27 protein-coding genes are annotated in these 23,967 nt (G+C 69.1%); 19 read left to right on the top strand and 8 right to left on the bottom strand.

Going from position 1 to position 23,967, the window contains the following annotated elements; all coding sequences use genetic code 11:
• Nucleotides 1-3,406: L-glutamate gamma-semialdehyde dehydrogenase (locus AC1DU6_RS03255; RefSeq protein WP_477856060.1), on the top strand; the 3,406-nt coding region annotated here is incomplete at its 5' end.
• A 38-nt stretch (nt 3,407-3,444) separates the two neighbouring features.
• Here the strand turns inward: AC1DU6_RS03255 and AC1DU6_RS03250 are convergent.
• Complete coding sequence (locus AC1DU6_RS03250) at nt 3,445-4,314, bottom strand: type 2 periplasmic-binding domain-containing protein (protein WP_056201072.1); 870 nt, start codon at nt 4,312-4,314, stop codon at nt 3,445-3,447.
• 161 nt (nt 4,315-4,475) lie between these two features.
• Between AC1DU6_RS03250 and AC1DU6_RS03245 the strand changes: the two genes are divergently transcribed.
• The 4 genes from AC1DU6_RS03245 (at nt 4,476) to AC1DU6_RS03230 (ending at nt 7,452) form a co-directional block, all read left to right on the top strand.
• Nucleotides 4,476-4,847: a hypothetical protein gene (locus tag AC1DU6_RS03245; protein WP_056201071.1), complete on the top strand. Its 372-nt coding sequence runs from the start codon at nt 4,476-4,478 to the stop codon at nt 4,845-4,847.
• A gap of 87 nt (nt 4,848-4,934) precedes the next feature.
• Nucleotides 4,935-6,416, top strand: a complete 1,482-nt coding sequence (locus AC1DU6_RS03240) for an alpha/beta fold hydrolase (protein ID WP_477856059.1) — start codon at nt 4,935-4,937, stop codon at nt 6,414-6,416.
• A gap of 23 nt (nt 6,417-6,439) precedes the next feature.
• On the top strand, nt 6,440-6,991 hold the full coding sequence (locus AC1DU6_RS03235; protein ID WP_056201067.1) for an RNA polymerase sigma factor: 552 nt from the start codon (nt 6,440-6,442) through the stop codon (nt 6,989-6,991).
• Entirely contained in the window at nt 6,988-7,452 is a 465-nt protein-coding gene (locus AC1DU6_RS03230) for a hypothetical protein (RefSeq protein ID WP_157281880.1), read from the top strand. Before AC1DU6_RS03235 ends, AC1DU6_RS03230 begins: the two co-directional genes overlap by 4 nt.
• A gap of 207 nt (nt 7,453-7,659) precedes the next feature.
• Here the strand turns inward: AC1DU6_RS03230 and AC1DU6_RS03225 are convergent, their stop codons facing one another.
• From AC1DU6_RS03225 to AC1DU6_RS03215, 3 genes are read right to left on the bottom strand one after another with little or no spacing between them, the layout of a single operon-like run.
• Nucleotides 7,660-8,070 (bottom strand): hypothetical protein, encoded by a 411-nt coding sequence (locus tag AC1DU6_RS03225; RefSeq protein ID WP_457323727.1) that lies wholly within the window; start codon nt 8,068-8,070, stop codon nt 7,660-7,662.
• A gap of 4 nt (nt 8,071-8,074) precedes the next feature.
• Nucleotides 8,075-8,362: a hypothetical protein gene (locus tag AC1DU6_RS03220; protein WP_457323725.1), complete on the bottom strand. Its 288-nt coding sequence runs from the start codon at nt 8,360-8,362 to the stop codon at nt 8,075-8,077.
• Between the two features lie 4 nt (nt 8,363-8,366).
• Entirely contained in the window at nt 8,367-8,693 is a 327-nt protein-coding gene (locus AC1DU6_RS03215; protein ID WP_056201061.1) for a YbjQ family protein, read from the bottom strand.
• Nucleotides 8,694-8,837: 144 nt separating this feature from the next.
• Here AC1DU6_RS03215 and AC1DU6_RS03210 point away from each other — a divergent pair, with 144 nt between their 5' ends.
• From AC1DU6_RS03210 to AC1DU6_RS03190, 5 genes are all read left to right on the top strand, one after another.
• Complete coding sequence (locus AC1DU6_RS03210; protein ID WP_457323724.1) at nt 8,838-9,017, top strand: oxidoreductase-like domain-containing protein; 180 nt, start codon at nt 8,838-8,840, stop codon at nt 9,015-9,017.
• 15 nt (nt 9,018-9,032) lie between these two features.
• Entirely contained in the window at nt 9,033-9,311 is a 279-nt protein-coding gene (locus AC1DU6_RS03205) for a DUF2277 domain-containing protein (RefSeq protein WP_056201055.1), read from the top strand.
• Between the two features lie 43 nt (nt 9,312-9,354).
• The gene (locus tag AC1DU6_RS03200; RefSeq protein WP_457323723.1) at nt 9,355-9,750 is read left to right on the top strand and encodes an MAPEG family protein; all 396 of its coding nucleotides are present in this window, start codon (nt 9,355-9,357) and stop codon (nt 9,748-9,750) included.
• Between the two features lie 200 nt (nt 9,751-9,950).
• Nucleotides 9,951-10,376, top strand: coding sequence for a hypothetical protein (locus AC1DU6_RS03195; RefSeq protein ID WP_056201050.1), 426 nt, complete (start codon nt 9,951-9,953; stop codon nt 10,374-10,376).
• Nucleotides 10,377-10,514: 138 nt separating this feature from the next.
• Nucleotides 10,515-12,362: an ABC transporter ATP-binding protein gene (locus AC1DU6_RS03190; RefSeq protein WP_056201359.1), complete on the top strand. Its 1,848-nt coding sequence runs from the start codon at nt 10,515-10,517 to the stop codon at nt 12,360-12,362.
• Here the strand turns inward: AC1DU6_RS03190 and AC1DU6_RS03185 are convergent.
• The gene (locus tag AC1DU6_RS03185; RefSeq protein ID WP_457352054.1) at nt 12,345-13,346 is read right to left on the bottom strand and encodes a DUF1444 domain-containing protein; all 1,002 of its coding nucleotides are present in this window, start codon (nt 13,344-13,346) and stop codon (nt 12,345-12,347) included. The genes AC1DU6_RS03190 and AC1DU6_RS03185 overlap by 18 nt on opposite strands.
• Nucleotides 13,347-13,381: 35 nt before the next feature.
• Nucleotides 13,382-14,410 carry a hypothetical protein gene (locus AC1DU6_RS03180; RefSeq protein WP_457325480.1) on the bottom strand — a complete coding sequence of 343 codons (1,029 nt, stop codon included), beginning with the start codon at nt 14,408-14,410 and terminating at the stop codon, nt 13,382-13,384.
• Between the two features lie 70 nt (nt 14,411-14,480).
• Here AC1DU6_RS03180 and proC point away from each other — a divergent pair, with 70 nt between their 5' ends.
• The 6 genes from proC to AC1DU6_RS03150 all read left to right on the top strand — a co-directional run bounded on the left by proC (nt 14,481) and on the right by AC1DU6_RS03150 (nt 20,120).
• Nucleotides 14,481-15,296: a pyrroline-5-carboxylate reductase gene (proC, locus tag AC1DU6_RS03175; RefSeq protein ID WP_457325481.1), complete on the top strand. Its 816-nt coding sequence runs from the start codon at nt 14,481-14,483 to the stop codon at nt 15,294-15,296.
• Nucleotides 15,297-15,839, top strand: a complete 543-nt coding sequence (locus tag AC1DU6_RS03170; RefSeq protein ID WP_457325482.1) for a chorismate--pyruvate lyase family protein — start codon at nt 15,297-15,299, stop codon at nt 15,837-15,839.
• 235 nt (nt 15,840-16,074) lie between these two features.
• A complete protein-coding gene (locus AC1DU6_RS03165) occupies nt 16,075-16,623 on the top strand; it encodes a hypothetical protein (protein WP_457388401.1) in 549 nt (182 codons plus the stop codon).
• Between the two features lie 287 nt (nt 16,624-16,910).
• Complete coding sequence (locus tag AC1DU6_RS03160; protein ID WP_457321736.1) at nt 16,911-18,065, top strand: HPP family protein; 1,155 nt, start codon at nt 16,911-16,913, stop codon at nt 18,063-18,065.
• A complete protein-coding gene (locus AC1DU6_RS03155) occupies nt 18,055-19,086 on the top strand; it encodes a Gfo/Idh/MocA family protein (RefSeq protein WP_457321734.1) in 1,032 nt (343 codons plus the stop codon). The genes AC1DU6_RS03160 and AC1DU6_RS03155 overlap by 11 nt, the downstream gene beginning before the upstream one ends.
• On the top strand, nt 19,083-20,120 hold the full coding sequence (locus AC1DU6_RS03150) for a Gfo/Idh/MocA family protein (protein WP_477856058.1): 1,038 nt from the start codon (nt 19,083-19,085) through the stop codon (nt 20,118-20,120). The genes AC1DU6_RS03155 and AC1DU6_RS03150 overlap by 4 nt, the downstream gene beginning before the upstream one ends.
• Nucleotides 20,121-20,136: 16 nt before the next feature.
• Here the strand turns inward: AC1DU6_RS03150 and ubiA are convergent, their stop codons facing one another.
• Nucleotides 20,137-21,051: a 4-hydroxybenzoate octaprenyltransferase gene (gene ubiA, locus AC1DU6_RS03145; protein ID WP_457321730.1), complete on the bottom strand. Its 915-nt coding sequence runs from the start codon at nt 21,049-21,051 to the stop codon at nt 20,137-20,139.
• A 73-nt stretch (nt 21,052-21,124) separates the two neighbouring features.
• On the opposite strand from ubiA, the gene AC1DU6_RS03140 reads away from it, so the two are divergent.
• From AC1DU6_RS03140 to AC1DU6_RS03130, 3 genes are all read left to right on the top strand, one after another.
• Complete coding sequence (locus AC1DU6_RS03140; protein ID WP_056201024.1) at nt 21,125-21,499, top strand: nuclear transport factor 2 family protein; 375 nt, start codon at nt 21,125-21,127, stop codon at nt 21,497-21,499.
• Nucleotides 21,500-21,556: 57 nt separating this feature from the next.
• A complete protein-coding gene (locus tag AC1DU6_RS03135) occupies nt 21,557-21,916 on the top strand; it encodes an OsmC family protein (protein WP_457321729.1) in 360 nt (119 codons plus the stop codon).
• Between the two features lie 86 nt (nt 21,917-22,002).
• Nucleotides 22,003-22,707 carry a glutathione binding-like protein gene (locus AC1DU6_RS03130; protein WP_457321727.1) on the top strand — a complete coding sequence of 235 codons (705 nt, stop codon included), beginning with the start codon at nt 22,003-22,005 and terminating at the stop codon, nt 22,705-22,707.
• A 156-nt stretch (nt 22,708-22,863) separates the two neighbouring features.
• On the opposite strand, the gene AC1DU6_RS03125 is transcribed toward AC1DU6_RS03130, so the two are convergent.
• On the bottom strand, nt 22,864-23,967 hold a 1,104-nt coding region (locus tag AC1DU6_RS03125), incomplete at its 5' end, for an aminotransferase class I/II-fold pyridoxal phosphate-dependent enzyme (RefSeq protein ID WP_477856057.1).

Here is a 23,967-nt window from a genome sequence, read left to right as displayed (position 1 = left end):
GGTGCGCAGGAACCCGGCGCCGTTCTGGGCCATGGAATCGCTGCTGCGCGAGTACCCGATCACAAGCGCCGAGGGCCTGGCGCTGATGCGCCTGGCCGAGGCGCTACTGCGTGTACCCGACGCGCCCACGGCCATCGCGCTGACGGCCGACCAGCTCGGCCGCGCGGACTTCGACGGTGCCAGCGAAGGCAGCCCGCACAAGATGCTGGCCGCGCTGTMGGCCTCGGCCATCTCGATGTCCAAGCGCTTCCTGCCGGGTGCCGACGATGACGGCGGCCTGTTCAAGCGCCTGGGTGCGCAGACCGTGGTGGCGGCCACCGTGCGCGCCATCCAGCTGCTGGGCCGGCAGTTCGTGCTGGGCCGCAACATCAACGAGGCGATGAGCGAGGCCAACTCGGCGCGCAAGCAGCAAAAGCAGCTGCGCTTCAGCTACGACATGCTCGGCGAAGGCGCGCGCACGGAAGCGGATGCATTGCGCTATCAGGCTGCCTACGTCGGCGCCATCAAGGCCATCGCCAGCGGCAAGCGCGCGGACTCACCGGAGGCCTCCGACGGCATCTCCATCAAGCTCAGTGCCCTCTTCAGCCGCTACGAGGTGCTGCAGCGCGAGCGCGTCTTCGCCGAGCTGCTGCCGCGTGTGTGGCAGCTCATCGAGCTGGCCGCCGAGGCCAACATCAACCTGACCATCGACGCCGAGGAGGTCGACCGCCTGGAGCTGTCGCTGGACGTGCTGGACACGCTGGCCGCACGCATCGCCCTGGTCTACCCGCAATGGCGCGGCTTCGGCCTGGCCGTGCAGGCCTACCAGACGCGGGCGCTCGCCGTCGTCGACGAGGTCGCGGCCACCGCCCGCAAGCACGGCCTGCGCTTCATGGTGCGCCTCGTCAAGGGCGCCTACTGGGACGGCGAGATCAAGCGTGCCCAGGAGCTGGGCCTGAACGCCTACCCGGTGTTCACGCACAAGCAGCACACCGACGTTTCCTATCTGGCCTGCGCCCGCGCGCTGATCCAGCATGCCGACGTCATCTACCCGCAGTTCGCCAGCCACAACGCCGGCACCATCGCGGCCATCGTGCAGATGGCCCGCGCCACCGGCGCGCCGTTCGAGATGCAGCGCCTGCACGGCATGGGCGAGGGCGTCTACCGCGAGGTGCTGAAGGACGGCAGCATCCCCTGCCGCGTCTATGCGCCGGTCGGCGAGCATCGCGACCTGCTGGCTTACCTCGTGCGCCGCCTGCTGGAAAACGGCGCCAACTCGTCCTTCGTGCACCAGTTGGCCGACCCCAGCGTGCAGGTGCCCGAGCTGCTCGGCTCGCCGCTGGCCGAGGTGCGTGCGACGAGCGCGCTGCCGTTGCCGCCGGCCCTCTACCTGGACAGCGAAGGCCGCGGCCGCGCCAACTCCACCGGCGCCGACCTGACCGCGCCGGCCCAGCGCGTGGCCCTGCAGGTCGCGCTGGAGACGACGCCTGTGCGTGCCGTCCCCGAGGCTTCCGCAGCCGAAGTCGATTCCGCAATGAACCGCCTGCACGCCGGCTTCCCCGCCTGGAACGCCACGCCCGTCGCCCAGCGCGCCACCATCCTGCGCCGCGCCGCCGATGACCTCGACGCCCGCCTGGCCGAGTTCTGCGCCCTGCTCGTCAAGGAAGCCTTCAAGACCCAGGCCGACTGCGTCGCCGAGGTGCGCGAGGCCGTGGACTTCCTGCGCTACTACGCCGACCAGGCCGAGAGCGATGCCGCGCTGATGCAAGGCCGCGGCGTCTTCGTCTGCATCAGCCCGTGGAACTTCCCGCTTGCCATCTTTGCCGGCCAGGTCGTCGCCGCGTTGGTTGCCGGCAATGCGGTGGCCGCCAAGCCGGCCGAGCAGACGCCTTATGTCGCGCTGAAGATGGTCGAGCTGCTGCACGCCGCCGGCGTGCCGGCCGATGCGCTGGTGCTGCTGCATGGCCCCGGCGAGACCGTCGGCGCCGGCCTGGTCGCCCATGCGCACACGGCCGGCGTCTGCTTCACCGGCTCCACCGTCGTCGCGCAGATCATCAACAAGGCGCTCGCCGCCAAGCCCAACTCGCCGATCCCGCTGATCGCCGAGACCGRCGGTCTCAATGCCATGGTCGTCGACTCGACGGCACTGCCCGAACAGGTCATCGACGCCGTCGTGCAATCGGCCTTCCGCTCCGCCGGCCAGCGCTGCTCGGCACTGCGCCTGCTGTGCGTGCAGTCCAGCATTGCCGAGGGGGTCATCGAGATGCTCAAGGGTGCGTTGTCGCAGCTGCATGTCGGCCAGCCTGCGCACCTGGCCACCGACGTCGGTCCCGTCATCGACGACGAGGCCCATGCCAACATCAGCAAGCATGTCGAGCGCCTCAAGCGCGACGCCAAGCTGCTGGCCGAGGCGCCGGTGGCCGAGGCCATGCCGCGCCAGATCCGCCCCGTCGCCTTCGAGCTGCCGCGCGTGTCGCACCTCGGCGAAGAGATCTTCGGCCCGGTGCTGCACGTCGTGCGCTTCGAGGACTCGGTCGACGACGTCATCAAGGAGATCAACGCGCTGGGCTACGGCCTGACGCTGGGCATCCAGACGCGCATCGACAGCCGCGCCCAGCGCCTGGCCGACGAGGCGCGCATCGGCAACGTCTATGTCAACCGCAACATCATCGGCGCGGTGGTGGGCGTGCAGCCTTTTGGCGGCGAAGGCCTGTCCGGCACCGGCCCCAAGGCCGGCGGCCCCGACTATCTGCGCCGCTTCTGCGCCGAGCCGCAGCTCGACGCGCCGCTGCCGACCCTCGCGATGGACGGCCGCAGCGAGGCCTTGGCCGTGGCCGCCGACGCCGGTTGGCGCGACACGCCGCTGCTTGAGYGCATCGCCACGCTGCGTCGCGCTGCCGACACGTTGGACGCGCCGACCGCTCTCGCCTTGCGTGGCCTGTTCGTCGCGGCGCAGGCGCAGTTCGCCGACCTCGTGCTGCCCGGCCCGACCGGCGAGAGCAACACGCTGCGCCACCACGCCCGGGGCGTCTTCGCCGTGCTCGGCCGTGACGAAGCGGGCCTGGCCGCGGTCGTCAGCGCCCTGCTGGCCGGCAACAGCGCCATCTGGCTGGGCGGCGACGAACGCGCCCGCCAGGCCCTTCTGCGCGCCGGCCTGCCGGTCAACGCGCTGACGCTACTGCCCGACGCGACGCTGCCGGGGCTGCTCGCCGCGCCGCAGCTCGCTGGCGTCGCGCTGGCATCGTCCGACTCCGCGGCCGCCCATGTGCTCGCGCAAGCCCTGGCCACGCGGGCTGGGGCCATCTTGCCGCTGGTCACTGGCGCCGGCCATGTGCGCCAGCTCTACCGCTTCGCGGCCGAGCAGACGCTGACGGTCAACACGGCGGCAGCTGGGGGCAATGCGGCCCTGCTGGCAGGGGTGCGCTGAGGGCGCTTGACGCAGCGGCCTGCGGCATCAATGCGGCGTCATTGTGGGATTGGGGCTCGCAGGCAGGTCGCCGGCGCGGTGGGGTGGTCCAGCTCGAAGACCAGGCGCTTGTCGAGCTTTGCGGCCTGCACCGCCTTGCCGAAGAACTGCTGGAAGAGCTGCTCGAACGACCCGTCCTTTTGCGCGCGCCGAAGGCCCTGCTCGATGTGCTCGGCCAGCTCGGTGTTCTGCCGGGCGACAAAGAAATAGCTGCACATCGGGTAGTGCAGCGCCAGGTGCGATTCAACGGCCAGGCCCAGGTGGCCGTAGTTGCTCAACTCGCCGTAGATCTCGCCGACGCCGCGCGGCAGGTAGCGAAAGCGCTGCGCCGCCAGCATCGTGAACAGGTTCTCGTAGCGCGCGGCGGCGACGACCGGCAGGCCGTTGCTCTGCAGGACGCCCGTGTCGACCCATTCCCTGACCAGCCCGGCTGGCAGCGCCTTGAGCTGCTCCAGCGAACGGATGCTCTCGAACTGGCCTCGGTCGTCCTCGCCGATCAGGAAGATGCGCCAGCCGAGGATGCCCTTGTCGACCGGGATCCGCACGGGCAGATAGTCGCGCTCGAGCTGGACCGTGGTTGGTGCCCAGACGACGTCGATATCCTGCCCCGCGGCCATGCTTACGAAGGCTCGCACGGCCACGCTCGGCTTCGCGGAGGGCTGCACGGCGAAGTGGCCATCCGCCTTGCCCAAGGCCAGCTTGAGCAGGCTGGCGTAGTAGTCGCCGCGCTTGTCTCCGGCGGCACCGGACGAAGGGTAGGTCACGACCTGCGGCGCGCCAGGCGAAGGTTCGGCCGACGCGCCGAACCCGCCAAACCCTAGCAGTGCCACGCTGGCCAGGGCTAACGCCCGGCTTGCGATGTGGATCACCGACTGCCTGCAATCACGCATTTTTCAGAGAGCCAATTAGGAATCGCGGTGAGCAGCATGGTGGCCGGCGGGCCATGACGGGAGGCGAGCTTGCCATGCGCGCGACCGTACGCCACCATCTCCCCACACGCCAGCCGTTCGGCGTGCAAGGGAGAAAAAGAATGTTCCCATGGTTTTGGCTCTGGGCGCCGCAGTTGCGCCTGCCCTTCAGCGGCGACGTGGCGCAGGACATCGAGCCGCGCCTGGACTGGTTCTTTGCCGGCATCAAACCCCAGGCGGGCAACGCGCGCATCGAGGCGCGGGCCTTCGACGTGGCGAGCTACGGCGACCAGCTGGGCGTGATCACCCAGCTGTTGATCGAGATGGCCGAGCGGCAGCCGGCCGAGGCCCAGGCCGCGTCCGCGCCACTGCAGGAGCTGCGCCGCATCCACGGCGAGATCGAGGCGATCAAGGCGCAGGAGTGTGATCGCGAGCTGGCCGAGCTGCAGGCGCGCATCCGCCTCCTCGAAAGCCGTCGTCGGCCTGCGGGCTGAGCCCGCGCGCCCAGGCCAGGCCTGGGCGCGCGGCGCGATGAACCTTTTTGTGGATCCTCCGACTACAGGTTGCAACGAGGAGGATTCATGAAGGAACTCAATGCCGGTATTTCCATGGCCCGTCTGGCGCCCCGCTTCGCCGTGTTCGCGCTATGGCTGCCGCTGGTGGGCACAGCCGCGCCAACTACGCTCATCGATCCCCAGGATGCACCACTGATCGCCACGGATGGCACCGCGTTCGTGGTTACTCGCGGGCRCGTGCGGGTTCCGGAGTTGCGTTCAGAGCCGGAAGGTCCTGCCGTTGAATTGGCGGTGGTGCGTGTACGGCGTGCCGGTGCCGACGCCGAGAAGGCCCATGTGATCCTGGCGGGCGGCCCCGGCGATTCCGGCGTCAGGCAGGTGATCGATCTGGCCAGGCATGGTGGCGCGGCGCTGGCGGAATTCATCGATGGCGACCTGGTTGGCATCGACCAGCGTGGCGTGGGCGCCTCCACCCCGAATCTGCGCGCCACGATGCGCTATGGCTTGCCACTCGACAGGCCGGCCTCGGTCGCCGCCTGGCTGCCCTTGATGGAGCAAGCAGCGCGTGCCGTCGCCGCAGAGATGCGTGGGCGCGGCATCCGCCTGGAGGCCTACAACACCGAGGAAAGCGCCGACGACGTCGATGCGGTGCGCCAGTCCTTCGGCTATGGCAAGGTGACCTTGTGGGGCCGCAGCTATGGCACCCACCTGGCGCTGGCCACTGCGCGGCGCCACCCGGGCGCGGTCGAGCGCATGGTTTTGATCAGCCCGGAAGGGCCGGATCACACATGGAAGCTGCCGTCGCAGGTGGATCGGGTGCTGCTGCGCATCGGCGAACGTGCGGGCGCGCCTGGGATGACCGGGCAACTGCACGCCGTCATCGCCGGGCTGGCGCAGTCGCCGGTGGAGGTGGCTGTGACTGATCCGGCCACCGGGCAGGAAGCCAAGGTGGTGATCGGGGCGATGGACGTGCAGTGGGCGATCGCGCAAACCCTCGGCGATCCGCGCGCGGTCGCGACACTCCCCGCCACCGTGCAGGAGATGAGTGCCGGCAACTTCCGGCGCGTGGCGCAGCTGACCCTCTTGCTGCGGCGCCAATTCGGCATCGATTCAGCCATGAAGCACATGACGGACCTGAGCTCCGGAGCGAGTGCGGCGCGCAGCGCACGGATCGAGGGCGAGGCCGGCAACGCCCTGCTCGGCGACACGATGAATTTCCCGGGGCGCTATCTGTACGCTGCATGGAACGCGCGGCAGATCGGGGACGCGTTCCGTGAGCCGGTCGCGGTTCCGGTCCCCACGCTGATGCTGGTGGGCGACCTGGATGCACGCACGCCGGTGGAAAACGCACAGGAAATCGCTGCCACGCTGCCGCAGGCGCATTTGGTCGTCGTGGAAAACGCGGCGCACCAGTTCGACGTGTTCGGGAACGCAGCCATGAGAGCGCTGTTGGGCCGCTTTGTCCGCGGCGAAACCGGCCTGGACCCGCGCATCGCCTTGCCCCTGCCACGCTTCGAAAAGGTCGGCTCGATCCGCACTGAAAGATGACAAGCCCACACCGTGAGTCATCCATGCACAACCCGCTCGCTGACGAATTGCTGGTGATCCGCTGTCAGCTCGGCGAACGGCCGGCCTTTGATGAACTGATCGCGCGTTGGCATCAGCCGTTGTGGCGTTATGCACGTCAGCTTTCAGGCAATGACGCCGCCGCCGATGACGCTGCGCAGGAAGTCTGGCTGCGCGTGTTGCGCGGGATCTCCCGTCTGCGCGAAGGCGCCAAGCTGCGGTCCTGGCTGTTCGGCATTGCACACCGGGTGCTGATGGACCGGCTGCGTGAACAATACAAACAGCCGATTTGTGTCGACACCGATATCGAGCTCGAAGAGCAGCCCGGCGACGACGGCGCGCTCGCCCTCGAATTCGAACTGGCCGCCATGCTGGAGGCGCTGGCGCGCCTGCCGCCGGTTGAGAAGGAGGTGCTGACGTTGTTCTATTTGCAGGAGCTGTCGCTCGACGAGGTTGCCCAGGTGCTGGACATCCCCATCGGCACCATCAAATCCCGGTTGCACCGGGCCCGAAAAATACTCCGGCATCAGCTTGGCATCCAAGGAGTGCAGTCGTGAATCCCGCTTCCATCTCCGCCTTGGCCAACCGCGAGCTGTCAGCCAAGGCGCGCTTCGGCCATGTGGCGCTGTTGCTGGCTGCATTGGCGATGTCGGTCGTCGTCGGCTCGCTGTGGCTGACCGAACCCGCATTGCCGCCACGGACCGTGATCGCCTTCGCCGCCATGACCGGCATCGGCCTGTGCTGGGTTGTCTATGCCGTGTGGGTGCTGGCGTCGCGCCGTGTGCTGCTGGCGTTTCAGCAAGTCGTTGCGGCTCGCATGGCAGTCGGGTTCAGCGCGGTAGCGCTGGCTGGCGCCTTGGCCCTGGGAATGGGCGAAGGCATCGCGGCAGCATGGCCAGCGGCGGCCGTGTTCGCCGTGATGCTGGTGATTGCTGTCATCACGCTGGTGCGCGCGCGCGGCAAGCACAGGCAGCTGACGCAGCGGCGCGCCGAGCTTGAACGCCAGCTTGGCTCTTGAAGGAGTGCTTTCGGCTGGCCGCGCCAAAGGCAGCCGGACAAGAAAAGGCCCTCTGCGGGTGGCGAGCCACCGAGAGGGCCAAATCCACCCAGGGGCGGTGGAGGAGACAAGCGGTATTGCGACGTTGCAATGTTGCGGCGCAGCATAACCGAATCCGGGCTGGATTTGTGTAACGGCGCTGCTCACCAAACGTGAGGCGCGCGGGCGTCAGAAGAAGGCATCGAGAAAGCGGGCGGCCCGGTCGCCGAGCGCGACGATCTTGTTCGTCGCCTGGCGGTAGAACTTGAAGTTCAGCTCGGTCTCGGGCCGGCCATCGTTCCAGTCGGCAAAGGGCTTGAGCTCGGCGCGGCCCAGGCGGCGTTTCACAAGTGCAGCCCGCTTGACAGTGATGCTGACGCGCGGCGTCTGGCGCTCGATGCCCGGCTTTCTAGGCATGGCCTCAGCGGACGTGACCACGCCGCGTGCAACCAACCCCACGCCGCCCTCGTTCTCGCTGGCGAAGAGGTAGATCACATCGCCGGTGGCGATGCGCTTGCCGCCGTACATCGTCTTGTGCGCCGCAAAGGTCCAGGTGCCGGCCTGCGTGTCGGCGATCTCGGCCTTGATAGCGTAGTTCAGACGTTCAGGCACGCGAATCTTGTTCGTAACGGCGCTCGCCGGTTTGCGGGTTGTAGAACACCAGCATGGTCTGCCCGGATTCCGGATCGACGAAGCGCTCCTCGGTCCGCTGCCAGTCGCCACCCGGCGTCGCGTCGCGGGACCGGTAGCGCCAACGCTCCACCAGCACGGCGGCGACAATGATGCAGCCCCAGATCGCGAAGGGCGCCGCGTCGCGATGGCCGGCCAGGCTTGCGCCCAAGCCGATCATGCCGACTGCCAGCGCCACGATGAGCAGCAGGTTGCGCAGCATGGCGTCAGGCCGGCAGTCGCTCGACCACCACGGCCGTGCCGTAGGCGACGATCTCGCTCATGGTCTGGCCCATCTCCGACGAATCGAAGCGCATCATGACCACGGCATTGCCGCCCATCAGCTGGGCGTTCTTGACCATGCGGTCGATGGCGTGGCGTCGCGCCTCCTCCAGCAACTGCGTGTACTCGGTGATCTCACCGCCGACGAGGGAGCGCAGCCCCGCCATGATGTTGCCGGCCAGCCCGCGGCTGCGCACGACGACGCCAAAAACCTGGCCCTTGACCTCGACGACGCGGTGGCCGGCGAGGTTCTCGGTGGTGACGATGATCACGCGACTCTCCTTGTGATGTTGGGGTGGTGTGATCCTGAGCGCATGGGCGTTAGCAAGGCATAAGTGAAGCCGGGCATCGGTCCGCGGCATAGCCATCTCGCAGTGGAATGGGCGGATTTTCGCCACGCCGGACAATCGAGCGCGATGACGACGACGCCGCCACCCGACCCCGATCCGATGCCCCTGCCGCCGCCAGAGCCTGACCTGGACGCCTGCTGCGGCAATGGCTGCGACCCCTGCATCTTCGATCTCTACGACCTGGCCAAGGACGAGTACCGCCAAGCCCTGCGGGCCTGGCGCGAGCGCCATCCGCAGGCCAGTTGAATCAAGGACAGCTCCATGTGCCGCAACATCCGCACCCTGTTCAACTTCGAACCACCGGCCACTGAACTCGAGATCCGCGACGCTGCGCTGCAGTTCGTGCGCAAGCTCAGCGGCTTCAACGTGCCGTCCCAGGCCAACGCGGCGGCCTTCGACCATGCAGTGGCGGCGATTGCCGACGAGGCGCGTGCCCTGATCGCTTCGCTCGTGACGACCGCCGAGCCCAAGAACCGCGAGATCGAGGCCGAAAAGGCGCGGGTTCGTTCTCAGGCCCGTTTCGGCGGCCCGGGGGGATGATCCGCGCGCGTCGGTCCGGCGCAGCAACTCCCCGAGGAACTCCATGCCCAAGCTGATGTCGCTCGTCGTCTGCATGACCGTGCTCACCTGGCTCAGCGCTCTCATGGCCAGTCTCATCCGGGCGCGGGCCTGGACGCCCAAGGGCTTGATGCTGGCCATGGGCAACCGCGACCACATGCCCGAGGCCACGCCGCTGGCCGGCCGTGCTCAGCGCGCGGCGGCCAACACATTGGAGAACCTGCTGTTCTTCGCGGCATTGGCCCTGGTTGCGCAGGCGTCCGGCGCGACGGGCGAACGCGTGCTGCTCGGTGCCCAGGTGTTCCTGTGGGCCCGTGTAGCCTTTCTGGCCGTGTACCTGGCCGGCATTCCCTACCTGCGCACGGCGGTATGGACGGTCAGCATCGTGGGGCTGGGCATGATGTTGAGCGGCATGGTCTAAGGGAGCGCCGAACAAGCCCTCGCGCGCAGCGCATCCCCGCTTTGGGCGGCTTGCGGCGTTGCAAATGCTCGCCATAGCCTGAGCTATGACTGTGCTTTGCGCCTGGCAATCCATCCCAAACCAGGGCGCGCTGCATCGCACGGGCTTATCCGGCGCTCCCTGACGCACAATCGCCGCGCCCCGGCTCCCCAGACATCGCCATGCGCCTGAAGATCGCCCTGTCCTTCGTCGCCCTGCTGCTGCTCGTTGCGGCCTGGTTCGCCTTCGCCTGGCGCTGGAGCTATTCGGACGGCGAGCGTGCCGGTTGGGTGCAGAAGCTCTCACGCAAGGGCTGGGTCTGCAAGACCTGGGAGGGCGAGCAGGCGCTGGTGTCGCTGCCGGGCACGGCCAGCGTCGAGAAGTTCTACTTCACGGTGCACGATGAGGCCGCAGCCCAGGCCATCAACAAGCTCATGGGCCGGCGCGTCAACCTGCACTACGAGGAGAAGGTCGGCCTGCCGGGCTCCTGCTTCGGCGAGACGCGCTACTTCGTCACCGGCGTCACGCTGGTTGATGAAATCTCTCTGTCGCCGGGCGTTGTCGTGCCAGTCGCCCCGAACGCACCCGCATCGGCGGCCAGCCAGTAAGCGCCTCTCGACGAGCGCGTCGGCCATGTCGCCGCCGCTGACGCCAAGCCCCGTGGCCGGCACTGATGACATGACTGGACAGCGTTGTCCGGCGAAACTAGCGGGATGTCCTCGCTGTTCCAACCGCTTCTTCAATCGGTGACATCGCGCTTCGAGCGCCTCGTCGACCCCTATCCGGAAACCAGCGGCGCGGCGCCGCCGGCGCGCTTCTTCGCCTTCCTGTGGCGCTGCGCCGATGGCGTACGGCGGCATCTGCTCGCGGTCACGCTGTTCACGGCCGGCATCGCGGCGGCCGAGGCGCTGCTGTTCAGCCTGATGGCCTCGCTGGTGGACTGGCTGGCCACCGTCAAGCCCGCCGAGCTGTGGAGCAAACCCCAGCCCGTCATCGCGATGCTGCTGGCCGTGCTCGGCGTCAGCATCGTGCTGGCCAGCGTGCAGGCGCTGCTGAAGTACCAGGGCGTGTTCGGCAACTTCCCGATGCGGCTGCGCTGGATCTTCCATCGCCGCATGCTGGCCCAGAGCCTGGCCTTCTTCGGCGACGAGTTCGCCGGCCGCATCGCCACCAAGGTCATGCAGACGGCCCTGGCCGTGCGCGACACCTGGCTCATCGTCGTCGACATCCTCGTCTACGTGGCCGTCTACTTCGGCACGCTGGTGGGCATCGTCGCCAGCTTCGACGCGCGTCTGATGGCGCCCTTCGGCGTCTGGCTGGCGCTCTACATCGTCGCGCTGCGCTACTTCGTGCCGCGCCTGGGCAAGATCGCCCAGGCCCAGGCCGACGCGCGCAGCCTGATGACCGGCCGCATCACCGACGCCTACACCAACATCGCCACCGTCAAGCTGTTTGCGCACGGCCGGCGCGAGGCCAGCTATGCCAAGTCGGCCATGCAGGACTTCATGACCACGGCCTACGGCCAGATGCGCCTGGTGACCGGCTTCGAGATCGTCAACACGCTGCTGTCGGCCCTGCTGGTTGGCAGCACGGCGCTGCTGGCGTTGTGGCTGTGGGGCGTGTCGGCCATCGGCGTCGGCGCGGTTGCCGCGGCCACGGCGATGGGCATGCGACTGAACGGTATCTCGCACTGGGTCATGTGGGAGATGGCCTCGCTGTTCGAGCACATCGGCACCGTGCAGGACGGGCTGGCCACGCTGTCCAAGCCGCAGCTGATCGCCGATGCGAGCGGCGCGGTCGCGCTGACCGTGCAGAACGACGGAACCGGGGGTGAGGTCCACTTCGAGAACCTGCGCTTCGCCTACCCGAACGGCAAGGTCGTCGTCGATGGCCTTGACCTGCGCATCAAGCCAGGCGAGAAGATCGGCCTGGTCGGCCGCAGCGGCGCGGGCAAGAGCACGTTGGTGAACCTGCTGCTGCGCCTGTACGACATCCCGGAAGGCGGCGGCCGCATCCTGATCGACGGCCAGGACATCCGCCACGTCACCCAGGACTCGCTGCGCCAGCACATCGGCATGGTCACGCAGGACACCTCGTTGCTGCACCGCTCAGTGGCCGACAACATCCTCTACGGCCGCCCGAGCGCGACGCAGCCCGAGCTGGAGCGCGCGGCCGAGCGTGCGCACGCCGACGAGTTCATTGCCACGCTGTCCGACCCCAAGGGCCGCACCGGCTTCGAGGCCCATGTCGGCGAGCGCGGCGTCAAGCTCAGCGGGGGCCAGCGCCAGCGCATCGCCATTGCCCGCGTCATGCTGAAGGACGCACCCATCCTGCTGCTGGACGAAGCCACCAGCGCCCTCGACAGCGAGGTCGAAGCCGCCATCCAGCAAAGTCTTTACACGCTGATGGAGGGCAAGACGGTCGTCGCCATCGCCCACCGGCTGTCGACCATCGCCGCGCTGGACCGGCTGGTGGTGATGGATGCCGGCCGCATCGTCGAGCAGGGCTCGCACGCCGAGCTGTTGGCGCAGGGCGGCATCTACGCGCGGCTCTGGACGCACCAGAGCGGCGGGTTCCTAGGGCTCGAAGATTGACCAGCGCCCGTCACGCCGACGCAGCAACTGCTGGGTGATGGCCCCCTTGGCATCCGGCCCGATGCGCCGGCTGGCTTCGCGAATGGCGGCAATGCCCTCGGCCGAGTTCGCGTCGCAGAAAGCCAGCACATCGCGCGACGGGATGGCAACGACAGCGCCGTTGGGTGTCTTGTCGGCGAACAGGTGATCCCACAGGCCATCCAGCAGCACCAGGCAGGCCTCGTGGTCGCCGTCCAGCAGCAAGCCGTAATAGGGCGGATGGTCGACCAGCCGCAGGCCGGGCTGGCCTTTCACGAGCTTCATCAGGTTGGACAGGGCCTGGCGGTGCAGCACATCCAGGTTCATGCCGGCCGCGCGCATCTCGTCGCGGCCCACCGACACCCAATGCGAGCCGGCGTCGACGTGATAACCCACGGCGAAGACGCCGGCGCAAGCCCGCGTCGGCGGCATCATGCCGGGCTCGTTGGGGATGTCTGGCGGCAACTGGCCAGGGGCCACCCGCATCTCCAGCTCTTGCCCATCGGGCCCGACACCGTCGGCCACGCCGCGCAGCACCGGCAGGGCCTGCTGGACGGGCGCGCGCTGGGCCGCCGGCGCGGCCGGGGTGGCCGCCGCCTCAGGGCCACGCCGGCGCTCGCGCAATTCGGCCTGGCGGATGGCGGTGGCCAGCTCGGCCCGCCGCGTCTTGGAGGCCTGCCACACATACAGCGGCGCCAGCAGGCTCAGGAAGGGCATGGCGCAACTCAGGAACAGCGGGTATTTGACGAGCGGCGAGGTGCCCAGCACTGGCGCCGCGCGGCTGATGATCCAGGGGCCGAGGAGCCAGGTTCCCATCCAGCCGACCACGGCCAGGGCCGTCGTCTGTCCGAGCAGGCCGATGACGGCCGCCAGGGTCAGGCCGAACAGCCCCCAGACCGGTCGCTCCAGCGAGCGCAGCAGTTCATCCTGCAGCAGCAGCCCATCCAGTTCGTCGCTCGCGCCCATGCCCTCTCCGTCGGTGGCCGCGGAGTTTAATGAGCTCAGCGCGACGTCAGCGGCCCACCGGCCGACAGCGGTGCACCGCCGCGCAACTGCGCATCCAGGAAGGCGTGGCTGAGCCGGAAGCCGTCGCCGATGTCGGACTGGGCCGCCTCGGTCGCGCTGCCGCTGCGTGGGCCGCGCGAACCACCGCCCTGAGGCCCGTGCATGCCGCCGCCCTCGCCGCCAGCTCCGCCGCGTCCACGGCCACCCCCCATGCCGCCGCCGAGCGGAGCCTGGCCATGGCGCTGGTCCTGCACATGAAATCCTTCGGGCGCCATCGTGCCGGCCAGGGCGGCATGCGAGACGGCGCCGAGGTTCAGCAACCAGCCGCTGCCCGGCGCAAAGCTGTCGAAGGCCTGCCTGCGCTCGGCGGGGCGGCGCAGCAGGCCGAGCGGGTCCTGGTCGATCTCGCTGGTGATCAGCAAGGTGGCCACGCCGCCGGCCGGGGCCTGCATGGCCGGCGGGCTGATCGCAATGACGGCCTGCCAGCCGGCGTCGCCGCGTGCGTCGAGCGCGGTCTGCGCGCCGGTCTCGTAGCCGGCGAGGCTGGCATGGCCCCAGTCCAGTGCCGGCTGGGCCGCGCGCAGGGCCGGCAGCAGCCGGCGCAGCGCGTCGAGCCGGTCGGCGCGCAGGGCCTCGCCATAGTGCAGCAGGCCGAGTTCGCGGAACTCGCCGGTGCGGGCCAGCTCGGAACGCCATGCGGCTGCATCGGCCTCCAGCGGCTGCACGCCCAGCACCGTGTAGCCGGCCTGGGCCCAGGCCGCAGCCCAGCGCTGGCCGGCGTCGCTGCCCTGCCCCAGGCCGGGCAGATAGACGATGACGGGCTGGACCGCCGCAGCGCTTGCGCTGCGCGTGATGTGCACGCGCCGGCCCTGCAGTTCGAAGTTGCCCAGCGACAAATTCAGTTCGCGCGTCGCCGTCTCGGCCCAGGGCTTGGGCGGCGGTGGCCCGCCGGCGCAGCCGGCGAGACCGGCGAATGCGAGGGCGCACAGGAGCAGCAAGCGGCGGGCGGGGCGTGAGAGGCTCATGAGCCGCAACGATAGCCTTGTCACGTCGCTGCTTTGTTTCTCGTCGCGCTGGTCCCCTAGACTTCCGCCCATGAGAGCAGAAAAGATCGCCTTCATCGGTGGCGGCAACATGGCCAGCGCCATCATCGGCGGCCTGCTGCGCGCCGGCATGAGCCCCGCCCAGCTCATCATCGTCGAGCCCTATGCGCCGCAGCGCGAGAAGCTCGTCGGCGAGTTCGGCGTCGCGGCGCTGGCCGCGGGCGATGCTGGCCTGGCTGACGCGCAGACCATCGTCTGGGCCGTCAAACCCCAGCTCTTCGGTGCCGCCGCCGAGCCGGTCAAGGCCTGGCTCGGCGGGGCCCTGCACCTGTCGGTCATGGCCGGCATCCGCTCGGAATCCATCGTCACGGCCACCGGCAGCGAACGTGTCGTGCGTTCCATGCCCAACACGCCGGCGCTGATCGGCCAGGGCATCGCCGGCCTGTATGCGCGGCCGGCCGTGTCCGCCGACGAGCGCGCCACCGTCGAGCGCCTGCTCAAACCGACCGGCCAGACGCTGTGGGTCGAACGCGAGGACGATCTCGACGCCGTGACGGCCCTGTCGGGCTCGGGCCCGGCCTATTTCTTCTTCTTCGTCGAGGCCATGATGGCCGCGGCCGTCGACATGGGCCTCACGGCCGAGCAGGGCCGCCGCCTGGCGCTCGCCACCTGTGCCGGCGCGGCCGGGCTGGGCCTGGCGTCCGACGAGTCGCCGACCACGCTGCGGGAGCGTGTGACGAGCAAGGGCGGTACGACGCATGCGGCCATCACGTCGATGCAGGCGGATGCGGTCGACGCGGCCATCCGGCGTGCCGTGCTTGCCGCACAAAGGCGTGCCGCGGAACTCGGCAAAGAATTCGGCGTCTGAGTGGGTATTGCGACCAGAGACAGCCTGCGCGACTGGCTGCGGGCGCCGGGCTCGTTGAGCCGCCGCCTGGCCCGCCTGGGCGAGCGCTTCGAGGTGCAGGTGCTGCGCCAGGGCGTGGCGCCGTTCCGGGCGCTGGAGCGCGCGGCCCTGGGCCTGCCGCCGCGTGGCCTGACCGTCGTGCGCGAGGTCATCCTGCGCGTCGATGGCCAGCCCCTGGTGTGGGCGCGCTCTGCCGTGCACCAGCGCGCCACCACGGGCCCCTGGCGGGCGCTCAAGGGCCTGGGCACCAGGCCGCTGGCGCATCTGCTCTACGACGACTACCGCATCCACCGCAGCGAGCTGCAACCTCGCCGCCTCTCCCGCCACGGCCACACGCGCCGCCATGCCGAGCGGCAATGGCTGACGGCCACCGGCCAGCCGCCGTCGGCGCAGATGTTGTGGTCACGCAATTCGGTGTTCAGCCGCAGCGGCGCCCAATTGCGGGTGATGGAGCTGTTCGACCCGGGTTTGGCTGGCCAACGGCCCGGGCAGCGCGGCCGCTGACGTCCCCCGGAACAGCAAGCAGGCCAGCTTGCCACCTGCCCTGGGCGCCGACACCAGCCGCCGGACTGCGCGCTTAGCTGTCGCTGAGCTGACGGGATTGCAATGAAACTGTTTTCATGAAGTCATAAATTCGCACCGAGCCCATAAACCCCCATAAACTCAGTCCGTATCAGAGGGGCGTTAGTAGACCCGCCGCGCAATGACGCACAGGTGGGCTGAAAGACCGGGGGCAGTGATGAACACGCGTGACGTAGTGATCTTCAGCGGCGAGCATTTTGTCGTGCCGCAATGCATTCAAAGAATCGACCATTTGTCGACCCATGGCTGGCAGCTGCGTTATGGCGGCACCAAGCTGTTCTCCGACCACAGCCAGGACGGCAGCGGCGCGCGCCGTGCGCTGGCCATGGCCACCAAGGAGCTGCTCAAACGTATCGCGACGCTGCCAGCGCCATCGCGCCTGCGCCGCACGCCCAGCCGCAAGAAGCAGAGCGATCTGCCTTCGGGCATCTCCGGCCCGATCGTGCGCCAGCGTGCCGGCAGCCGTGTCCGTGATTGCAGCTTCGCGGTAACCCTGCCTCGCTTCGGCGAGACGCCGCTGGCGCGCAGCGTCTACATCGGCACCGAGAACACCTACACGATCGAGCGCTACCAGGAAGCCCTGGAGCGCGCCGTGGCCCTGCGCGAGAAGGCCGAGACCGCCTACCAGCGGGCCGCGACCAAGGAGCGCCGCGCCCAGGCCCTGACGCTGAAGGCGCAGATGAGCGGCCTGCTCAGCAAAGCCTGACGCGAGTCATGTCGGCCCCCCTGGCGGGYCGAGCGCCGGGCCGCCCCTAGCCGGCCCGCGTTGGCGATGTGCTTGCGGCTCGATGCCGCAAGCATCGCCGTCCCCCCGGGGGCTGAGGCCGGACACATCACGCCCAGTGGGCGTGATGCGCCTGCCGAAGGGCCGCGGCACTGCCGCGGCGCGGTCTGCAAGACCGGGCGAGGGGCTCCATGAAACCTGTTTGAACCGGCGCGGGCGCCGGCGGCGGACACAATCGGCGGCGCAGCTACTCAGCCCTGCCGCCGCCGATGTCCACCGCCGTCTCCCTGTCCGACCGTGTCCTCGCCTTGTTGAATGCGCTGCGGCCTGCGCCGCAGGCTGTCAACGCGCGAGAGCGCCTGCGCGTCGTGCTCGGCGCCGGCCTCGGCCTGTTGTTGGCCGGCCTGCTGAGCCGCGCCGCGATGGGCTCTGGCCTGCCCTGGCTGGTCGCGCCGCTGGGCGCCAGCGCCGTGCTCGTCTTCGGGGTGCCGGCCAGCCCGCTGGCCCAGCCCTGGGCCGTCGTCGGCGGCAACACGGTGTCGGCCCTGGTCGGCATTGCCTGCATGGCGTGGCTGCCGCTGCCGCCGGCGGGCGTCGCCGCGGTTGCGGTGGCCCTGGCCATTGGTTCGATGTTCCTGCTGCGCTGCCTGCATCCGCCCGGCGGCGCGGCCAGCCTGTTGATGGTGCTGACCGCCACGCACGACTGGCATTTCGCCTTCGTGCCGGTAGCGCTGAACTCCCTGCTGCTGGTGCTGGCCGGCATGGCCTACAACAGTCTCACCGGCCGCCGCTATCCCCATGCCCAGCATGTGCAGCCGGCCGCCCCGGCCCCGGCGGGCGCGAGCGTCGCACCGCCGCGCTTCGGCGACGCCGAACTCAATGCCGTGCTGGCCCGCTACAACCAGGTGCTGGACGTGCCGCGCGACGACCTCGCCAACCTGCTGCACGAGGCCGAGCTGCTGAGCTATCGCAACCGCCTGGGTGGCCTGCGCTGCGCCGACATCATGTCCACGCCCGTCTTCACGGTCGAGTTCGGCACGCCGCTGGCCGAGGCCTGGGCGCTGCTGCAGCAGCACAGCATCAAGGCGCTGCCGGTCGTCGACCGGGTGCAGCGCATCGTCGGCATCGTCACGCGCGCCGACTTCATGCGTGCGGCTGAAGGCCAGCAGCGCGAGGGCCTGGCTGGCCGGTTGCAGACGCTGCTGAAGCCGTCTCCGGCGACGCATTCGGCCAAGCCCGAGGTCGTCGGCCAGATCATGAGCCGCCAGGTTCGCGTGGCCAGCGCCGAGCGGCCCATCGCGGAACTGGTGCCGCTGTTCTCGGCCACTGGCCACCACCATATTCCCATCGTCGGCGAGCAAGCCAGGCTCGTCGGCATCCTCACGCAATCCGACCTCGTGAAAGCGCTCAGCCATGGCCCATGACAACGACATCTTCCGCTGGGGCGTCATCGGCCCCGGCGGCATTGCCAACCGCTTTGCCGGCGCCTTGGCCGCAGTGCCCGGTGCCCGCCTTGCCACCGTGTTCGCACGCGACGCCGTCAAGGGCGAAGCCTATGCCCGGCAATGGCAACGCGAAGGCGAAGCGCCGGCGCATGTGACGACAGCGCTGCCAGACCTGCTATCAGACGCCGCCATCGACGCCGTCTACATCGCCACGCCTCACTCCAACCACGGCGAATACGTCCGCGCTGCGCTGGAGGCCGGCAAGGCCGTGCTGTGCGAGAAGCCGCTGGTGACGACGCGCGCCGAAGGCCAGACCCTCATCGACCTGGCGCGCGCCAAGGGCGTCTTCCTGATGGAGGCGCTGTGGACCCGCTTCCTGCCCGCCTACGACCTCGCCGGCCGCATGCTGCGCGACGGTGCCATTGGCGAGCTTCGCGCGATGCAGTCGAGCTTTTGCTTCGCCTCCGTCTACGACCCGCTGCACCGCCAGTGGAACCCGGCCCTGGCCGGCGGCTCGCTGTGGGACATCGGCATCTACAACCTGGCCGTGACGCGCTGGGTGCTGCAGCAGATGAACGGCGGCATCTGCCCCGAGCCCGAGTCCATCGACGTGCAGGCCAAGATCGCGCCGACCGGGGTGGACGCGGCCGTCAACGTGACGCTGCACTTTCCCGGCGGCGTCACCTCGCAGTTCCGCTGCGGCTTCGACGCCGCCTCGGTCAACGCCTTCGAGGCCCTGGGGTCGAAAGCGGGCCTGCGCTTCCCGGTCGATTTCTGGCAGGCCGAGGCGGTCGAGCTCGTCACGCGCAAGGCGCCGGCTGAGCGTGTCGCGACGCCGTTCGTCATCAACGGCTTCGAGGGCGAGATCGCCGAGGCGCAAGCCTGCATCCGTCAGGGCTTGGTAGAGAGCCCGCGCATGCCGCATGCGGAGACCCTGGGCTTGCTGGGCTGGATGGATGCCATCCGCGCCCGCTTCCCTGGCGGCGTCAACAAGGCTTGAAGCCCTCAGCGGTGGCCGGCGACAACGACATCTTCCGCTGGGCCGTGGTCGGCCCCGGCGGCATCGCCAACCACTTTGCCGCTGCCTTGGCCGCCGTACCCGGCGCTCGCCTCGCCGCCGTGTTCGCGCGCGACGCGGCCAAGGGCCAGGCCTATGCCGCGCAATGGCGGCGCGAAGGCGAGGCGCCGGCGCGCGTGACAACGGCGCTGCCCGAGCTGCTGGCCGACGCGTCCATCGACGCCGTCTACATCGCCACACCCCATTCCCACCATGGCGAATGCATCCGTGCGGCGCTGGAAGCCGGCAAGGCCGTGCTGTGCGAGAAGCCGCTGGTGACGACGCGCGCCGAGGGCCAGGCCCTGGTGGAGCTCGCGCGCAGGCAGGGCGTCTTCCTGATGGAGGCGCTGCGTACGCGTTTCCTGCCGGCCTATGACGTTGCCGGCCGCTGGCTGCGCGAGGGTGYCATCGGCGAGCTGCGCGCCATGCAATCGAGCTTCTGCTTCGCGGCCGACTACGACCCCCAGCACCGGCTGTGGAACCCGGCACTGGCCGGCGGCGCGCTGTGGGACATCGGCATCTACAACCTCGCCGTGACGCGTTGGGTGCTGCAGCAGATGAATGGCGGTATCTGCCCCGAGCCTGTCGCCATGGACGTGCAGGCCAAGATGGCGCCCACCGGCGTGGACGCGGCCGTCAACGTGACCCTGCACTTCCCCGGCGGTGTCACGTCGCAGTTCCGATGTGGCTTTGACGCCGCCTCGGCGAATGCCTTCGAGGTGCTGGGCAGCCGGGCGGCGCTGCGCTTTCCGCAGGGTTTCTCGAGTGCCGAAGTCGTCGAACTCGATGCGCACCAGTCGCCGGCCAGGCGCGTCGAAGCCCCCTTCGTGCTCAACGGCTTCGAGGGTGAGATTGCCGAGGCCCAGGCTTGCATTCGCRCCGGCCTGGGCGAGAGCTCGCGCATGCCCCACGCCGAGACGCTGGCCCTGCTGGGCTGGATGGACGCGATCCGAGCCCGCTTCCCGCAGGCGGCCTGAGGCCTCACCTCCAAGGTCAACGCAGGGCCAGGTCCACCGCAGTGCCGGCAAAGACCGCGAAGCCCAGCCAGTGGTTGGACCGGAAGGCCGTGAAGCAGCCCGCGCGGCCGCGCCGGTGGATCAGCTTGTAGTGCCACAGCGCCTGGGCTGCGGCCACTGCGATGCCGAGCAGGAACCAGCGCCCGAGGCCCAGGCGCAGGCCCAGGCCCGCCCACATGGCCAGGTAGGCGGCGTAGAAGATCATGATGCCGGGCACGTCCCAACGGCCCAGCGCGATGGCCGATGAGCGCAGGCCGATCTTCAGGTCGTCATCACGGTCCACCATCGCGTATTCGGTGTCATAGGCCAGCACCCAGAACAGGTTGGCCACGAGCAGGGCCCAGGCCGACAGCGGCACCGCGCGCAGGTTCCATTCCATGCCGCCCAGGGCTGCGGCAAAGGCCATCGGGATGCCGAAGGAGAAGGCCACGCCCAGCACCGCCTGCGGCATGGCCAGCACACGCTTGGCGAACGGGTAGGCGATGGCCACGGCCAGGGCCGCGAAGCTCAGCAGGATGGTGGGCGGGTTGGTCGTCAGCACCAGGCCGAAGGACACCAGGGACAGCACCGCGCCGAGGATCAAGGCCTCCTTCACCGACACCGCACCCGTCGTCACCGGCCGCGCGGCGGTGCGCTGCACATGACGGTCGAAATCGCGGTCGGCCACGTCGTTGACGCAGCAGCCCGCCGAGCGCATCAACACCGTGCCGAGGGTGAAGACGGCCAGCAGATGCCAGCCCGGCCAGCCATCCGCCGCGATCCACAGCGCCGACAGCGTCGGCCACAGCAGCAGCAGCCAGCCGGCGGGGCGGTCCCAGCGGATCAGCTGCAGGTAGAGCGCGAGCCGCGACGGCTGCGAGGGACCTGGGGCGGCGGGGGCGGTGGTCGACATGGGGGCATTTTCACGCCGCGCGGGGGCGCTGGTTTGCTGCATAGTCGTCGGATTGCATTGGGAGGTTTCTGCGATGAGCCTTGCCACCCGCGACCTCGTGCTGCTGCACTGGCAGCTCGCCAATGCCCAGGACTGGGCGGGCCTGGGCCGTTTGTTGCATCCCGAAATGACCTACGAGGCGCCGCAGAGCCGCGAGCGCATCCGCAGCCCGCCGGGCTATGTGGACTTCTTCGCGACCTGGCCCCAGCCCTGGCGGGTCGAGGTGCTGCGTTGCATTGCCGACCACGGCAGCGCGATGACGCAGATCAGCTTCATCAGCAGCGCGCCGCCGATGATGGGCCTGACCCTCTTCGACCTGAAGGACGGCCTCATCCTGCGCGTGACCGACTATTGGCCCGACCCCTATGAACCGGGGCCGCGGGCGTCCAAGCATGTGGAACGGTACTAGGGCACTATGCAAATCTCGGCTCGGCTCAGGAATACGACAACGTCGCATGCGGTCCAGGTGAACACGGCGGGTCAGGCCAAGTCCCTGGCCACAGAGGGTCGTGCGGGCGGTGGCTCAGCCGTCAACGGTGGTGAGTTCCTGATGCTGGCTCTCGCCAGCTGCTATTGCAACGACCTCTACCGCGAAGCCGTGCGGCTGCAGATCGAGCTGACCGAGGTGGAGGTCGAAGCGAGCGCCGAGTTCGACGGCATTGGCCTCGCCGCGCGCGACATCCAGTACCGCGCCCGCCTTGTCTCGCCGGCTTCGCCCGAGCAGATCGAGCAGCTGCTGGCCGAGACGGATGCCGTGGCCGAGGTGCACAACACGCTGCGAGCCAGTTCCATGGTCCGCCGCCTGCCCTGGCCCGAAGAAACCTGAGAGCTGCACCAAGTGCGATGCCCCGTCTGACGCAGGGCCATGCCTGGCGCCTCTAAAGTCACTGCGAACTCATTTCACCACTCGCCATGACCGACCTCAGCCGCTTCCCCATCACGAAGAAATGGCCCGCCGCGCACCCCGAGCGCCTGCAGCTCTATTCCCTGCCCACGCCCAATGGCGTCAAGGTGGCCATCGCGCTGGAGGAGATCGGTCTGGCCTATGAGCCGCATCTGGTCAAGTTCGACACCAACGACCAGCTCAGCCCCGAGTTCATGTCGCTGAACCCGAACAACAAGATCCCCGCCATCATCGATCCCAACGGCCCCGGCGGTGCGCCGCTGCCGCTGTTCGAGAGCGGCGCCATCCTGATCTACCTGGCCGACAAGACCGGCCAGCTCTTGCCCGCCGACCCCGCCCGGCGTTACGAGGCCCTCCAGTGGCTGATGTTCCAGATGGGCGGCATCGGGCCGATGTTTGGCCAGGTCGGCTTCTTCCACAAGTTCGCCGGCAAGGACTACGAGGACAAGCGCCCGCGCGACCGCTACATCGCCGAGGCCAAGCGCCTGCTCAACGTGCTGGACGTGCACCTGAAAGGCCGCGACTGGCTGGTCGGCGACGAATACACGATCGCCGACATCGCCACCTGGCCCTGGGTCAACAACCTGGTTGGCTTCTACGGCGCTGGCGATCTGGTGGGCTTCGACGACTTCAACGAAGTCAAGCGCGTGCTCCAGGCCTTCCTGGCTCGTCCCGCAGTGCAGCGCGGCCTCAAGATCCCGGCACGGGACTAGTCTTCCGCATTTCGCATTCGGGCCGAGCGCTGGGCCGCTCCCGAGCCGGCCCGCCATGGCGATGTGCTTGCCGGTCAACCCGGCAAGCATCGCCGTCCCCTCGGGGGACCGGTCAGACTTGCTGGCGTGCAGCTCAGCAAGGCTGGACGAGGGGCTTCAGTTCGCGTGGCCGGTCAGGTCACGGGCGCGCTGCAGTGAGTCGGCGACGATGCGGGCCGCCGTTTGGGCCAGGGCGGGCGTGTGGTCGGCCATGACCTGCATGCGCAGCCGGGCGCTGTTCAGCGACACGGCCGGGTACTCGACGAGGTTGGCCAAAAGCCCGGCCTGGCTCATCTCGCGGCTGGCCACGCGGGCCAGCGCGTCATGCCCCAGCATGACCGGCACGATCGGCGATGGATGTCCCAGCACGGTGATGCCCTGCTCGGTCAGCGCGCCGCGCAGACCCAGGATGGCGCGCATCAGCCGGTCACGCCGCTCCACGCCTTCGTTGGAGCGCACGATGGCCAGGCAGGCGCGAATGATGGCCACCTGCACCGGTGACAGCGCGTTGGAGAAGGTGTTGGGTGCGGCATAGAAGCGCAGGTACTCCTTGATCGCGCGGTCATGGGTGGCCACAAAGCCGCCGTTGGATGCGAAGGTCTTGGAGAACGACCCCATCACCAGGTCCACCTGGCCCAGCACGCCCTGCAGCTCGAGCTGCCCGCCGCCGCCGGGCCCCATGCAGCCCAGGTCGTGCGCCACGTCCACCATCAGCAGTGCGCCATGCTCATGCGCCAGCGACTGCAGCCGGCGGATGTCGGGCGAGTCGGCGTCCATCGAGAAGCAGCCCTCGGTGACGACGAGGATGCCGTTGTGCGGGTCGCGCTGGCGCACACGCTTGAGCAGGCGCTCGACATGGTCGACGTCCAGATGGCGGTGCAGATGGACGTTGGGCGTCGCCGCCCGCGCGCCCTCGTGCAGGCAGTTGTGGGCGAGCTGGTCGATGATGATGTGGTCGGCCTCGCGCACCAGGCCCTTGATGGCTCCGAAGCCCGCGGCCCAACCCGTCGGGAACAGCAGCACCTCGGGCATGCGCAGCAGCTCGCCGAGTTCCGCTTCCAGGAGGGTCGCCTCCTCGACATTGCCGGCCAGCGCGGTGGAGCCGGCGCTGTGCACGCCATAGCGCTCCATGGCCGCCTGGGCCGCGGCGCAGATCCTGGGGTGGCGGGCCAGCGACAAATACTCCTGCGACGAGAAATTCAGCCCCGCATGGCGCTGACC

This window comes from Roseateles sp. P5_B10 (genome assembly GCF_056400485.1).
Note: the sequence above shows the minus strand (reverse complement) of the source record. Positions and strands in the feature narration are given on the sequence as shown.

Bases quoted from the DNA above. Each gene is read 5' to 3' on its own strand.
- AC1DU6_RS03245 (WP_056201071.1), top strand. From the start codon at position 4,476: ATGTTCCCATGGTTTTGGCTCTGGGCGCCGCAGTTGCGCCTGCCCTTC.
- AC1DU6_RS03235 (WP_056201067.1), top strand. From the start codon at position 6,440: ATGCACAACCCGCTCGCTGACGAATTGCTGGTGATCCGCTGTCAGCTC.
- AC1DU6_RS03220 (WP_457323725.1), bottom strand. From the start codon at position 8,362: ATGCTGCGCAACCTGCTGCTCATCGTGGCGCTGGCAGTCGGCATGATC.
- AC1DU6_RS03210 (WP_457323724.1), top strand. From the start codon at position 8,838: ATGACGACGACGCCGCCACCCGACCCCGATCCGATGCCCCTGCCGCCG.
- AC1DU6_RS03205 (WP_056201055.1), top strand. From the start codon at position 9,033: ATGTGCCGCAACATCCGCACCCTGTTCAACTTCGAACCACCGGCCACT.
- AC1DU6_RS03200 (WP_457323723.1), top strand. From the start codon at position 9,355: ATGCCCAAGCTGATGTCGCTCGTCGTCTGCATGACCGTGCTCACCTGG.
- AC1DU6_RS03195 (WP_056201050.1), top strand. From the start codon at position 9,951: ATGCGCCTGAAGATCGCCCTGTCCTTCGTCGCCCTGCTGCTGCTCGTT.
- AC1DU6_RS03185 (WP_457352054.1), bottom strand. From the start codon at position 13,346: ATGGGCGCGAGCGACGAACTGGATGGGCTGCTGCTGCAGGATGAACTG.
- AC1DU6_RS03180 (WP_457325480.1), bottom strand. From the start codon at position 14,410: ATGAGCCTCTCACGCCCCGCCCGCCGCTTGCTGCTCCTGTGCGCCCTC.
- proC (WP_457325481.1), top strand. From the start codon at position 14,481: ATGAGAGCAGAAAAGATCGCCTTCATCGGTGGCGGCAACATGGCCAGC.
- AC1DU6_RS03165 (WP_457388401.1), top strand. From the start codon at position 16,075: ATGAACACGCGTGACGTAGTGATCTTCAGCGGCGAGCATTTTGTCGTG.
- AC1DU6_RS03160 (WP_457321736.1), top strand. From the start codon at position 16,911: ATGTCCACCGCCGTCTCCCTGTCCGACCGTGTCCTCGCCTTGTTGAAT.
- AC1DU6_RS03155 (WP_457321734.1), top strand. From the start codon at position 18,055: ATGGCCCATGACAACGACATCTTCCGCTGGGGCGTCATCGGCCCCGGC.
- ubiA (WP_457321730.1), bottom strand. From the start codon at position 21,051: ATGTCGACCACCGCCCCCGCCGCCCCAGGTCCCTCGCAGCCGTCGCGG.
- AC1DU6_RS03140 (WP_056201024.1), top strand. From the start codon at position 21,125: ATGAGCCTTGCCACCCGCGACCTCGTGCTGCTGCACTGGCAGCTCGCC.
- AC1DU6_RS03130 (WP_457321727.1), top strand. From the start codon at position 22,003: ATGACCGACCTCAGCCGCTTCCCCATCACGAAGAAATGGCCCGCCGCG.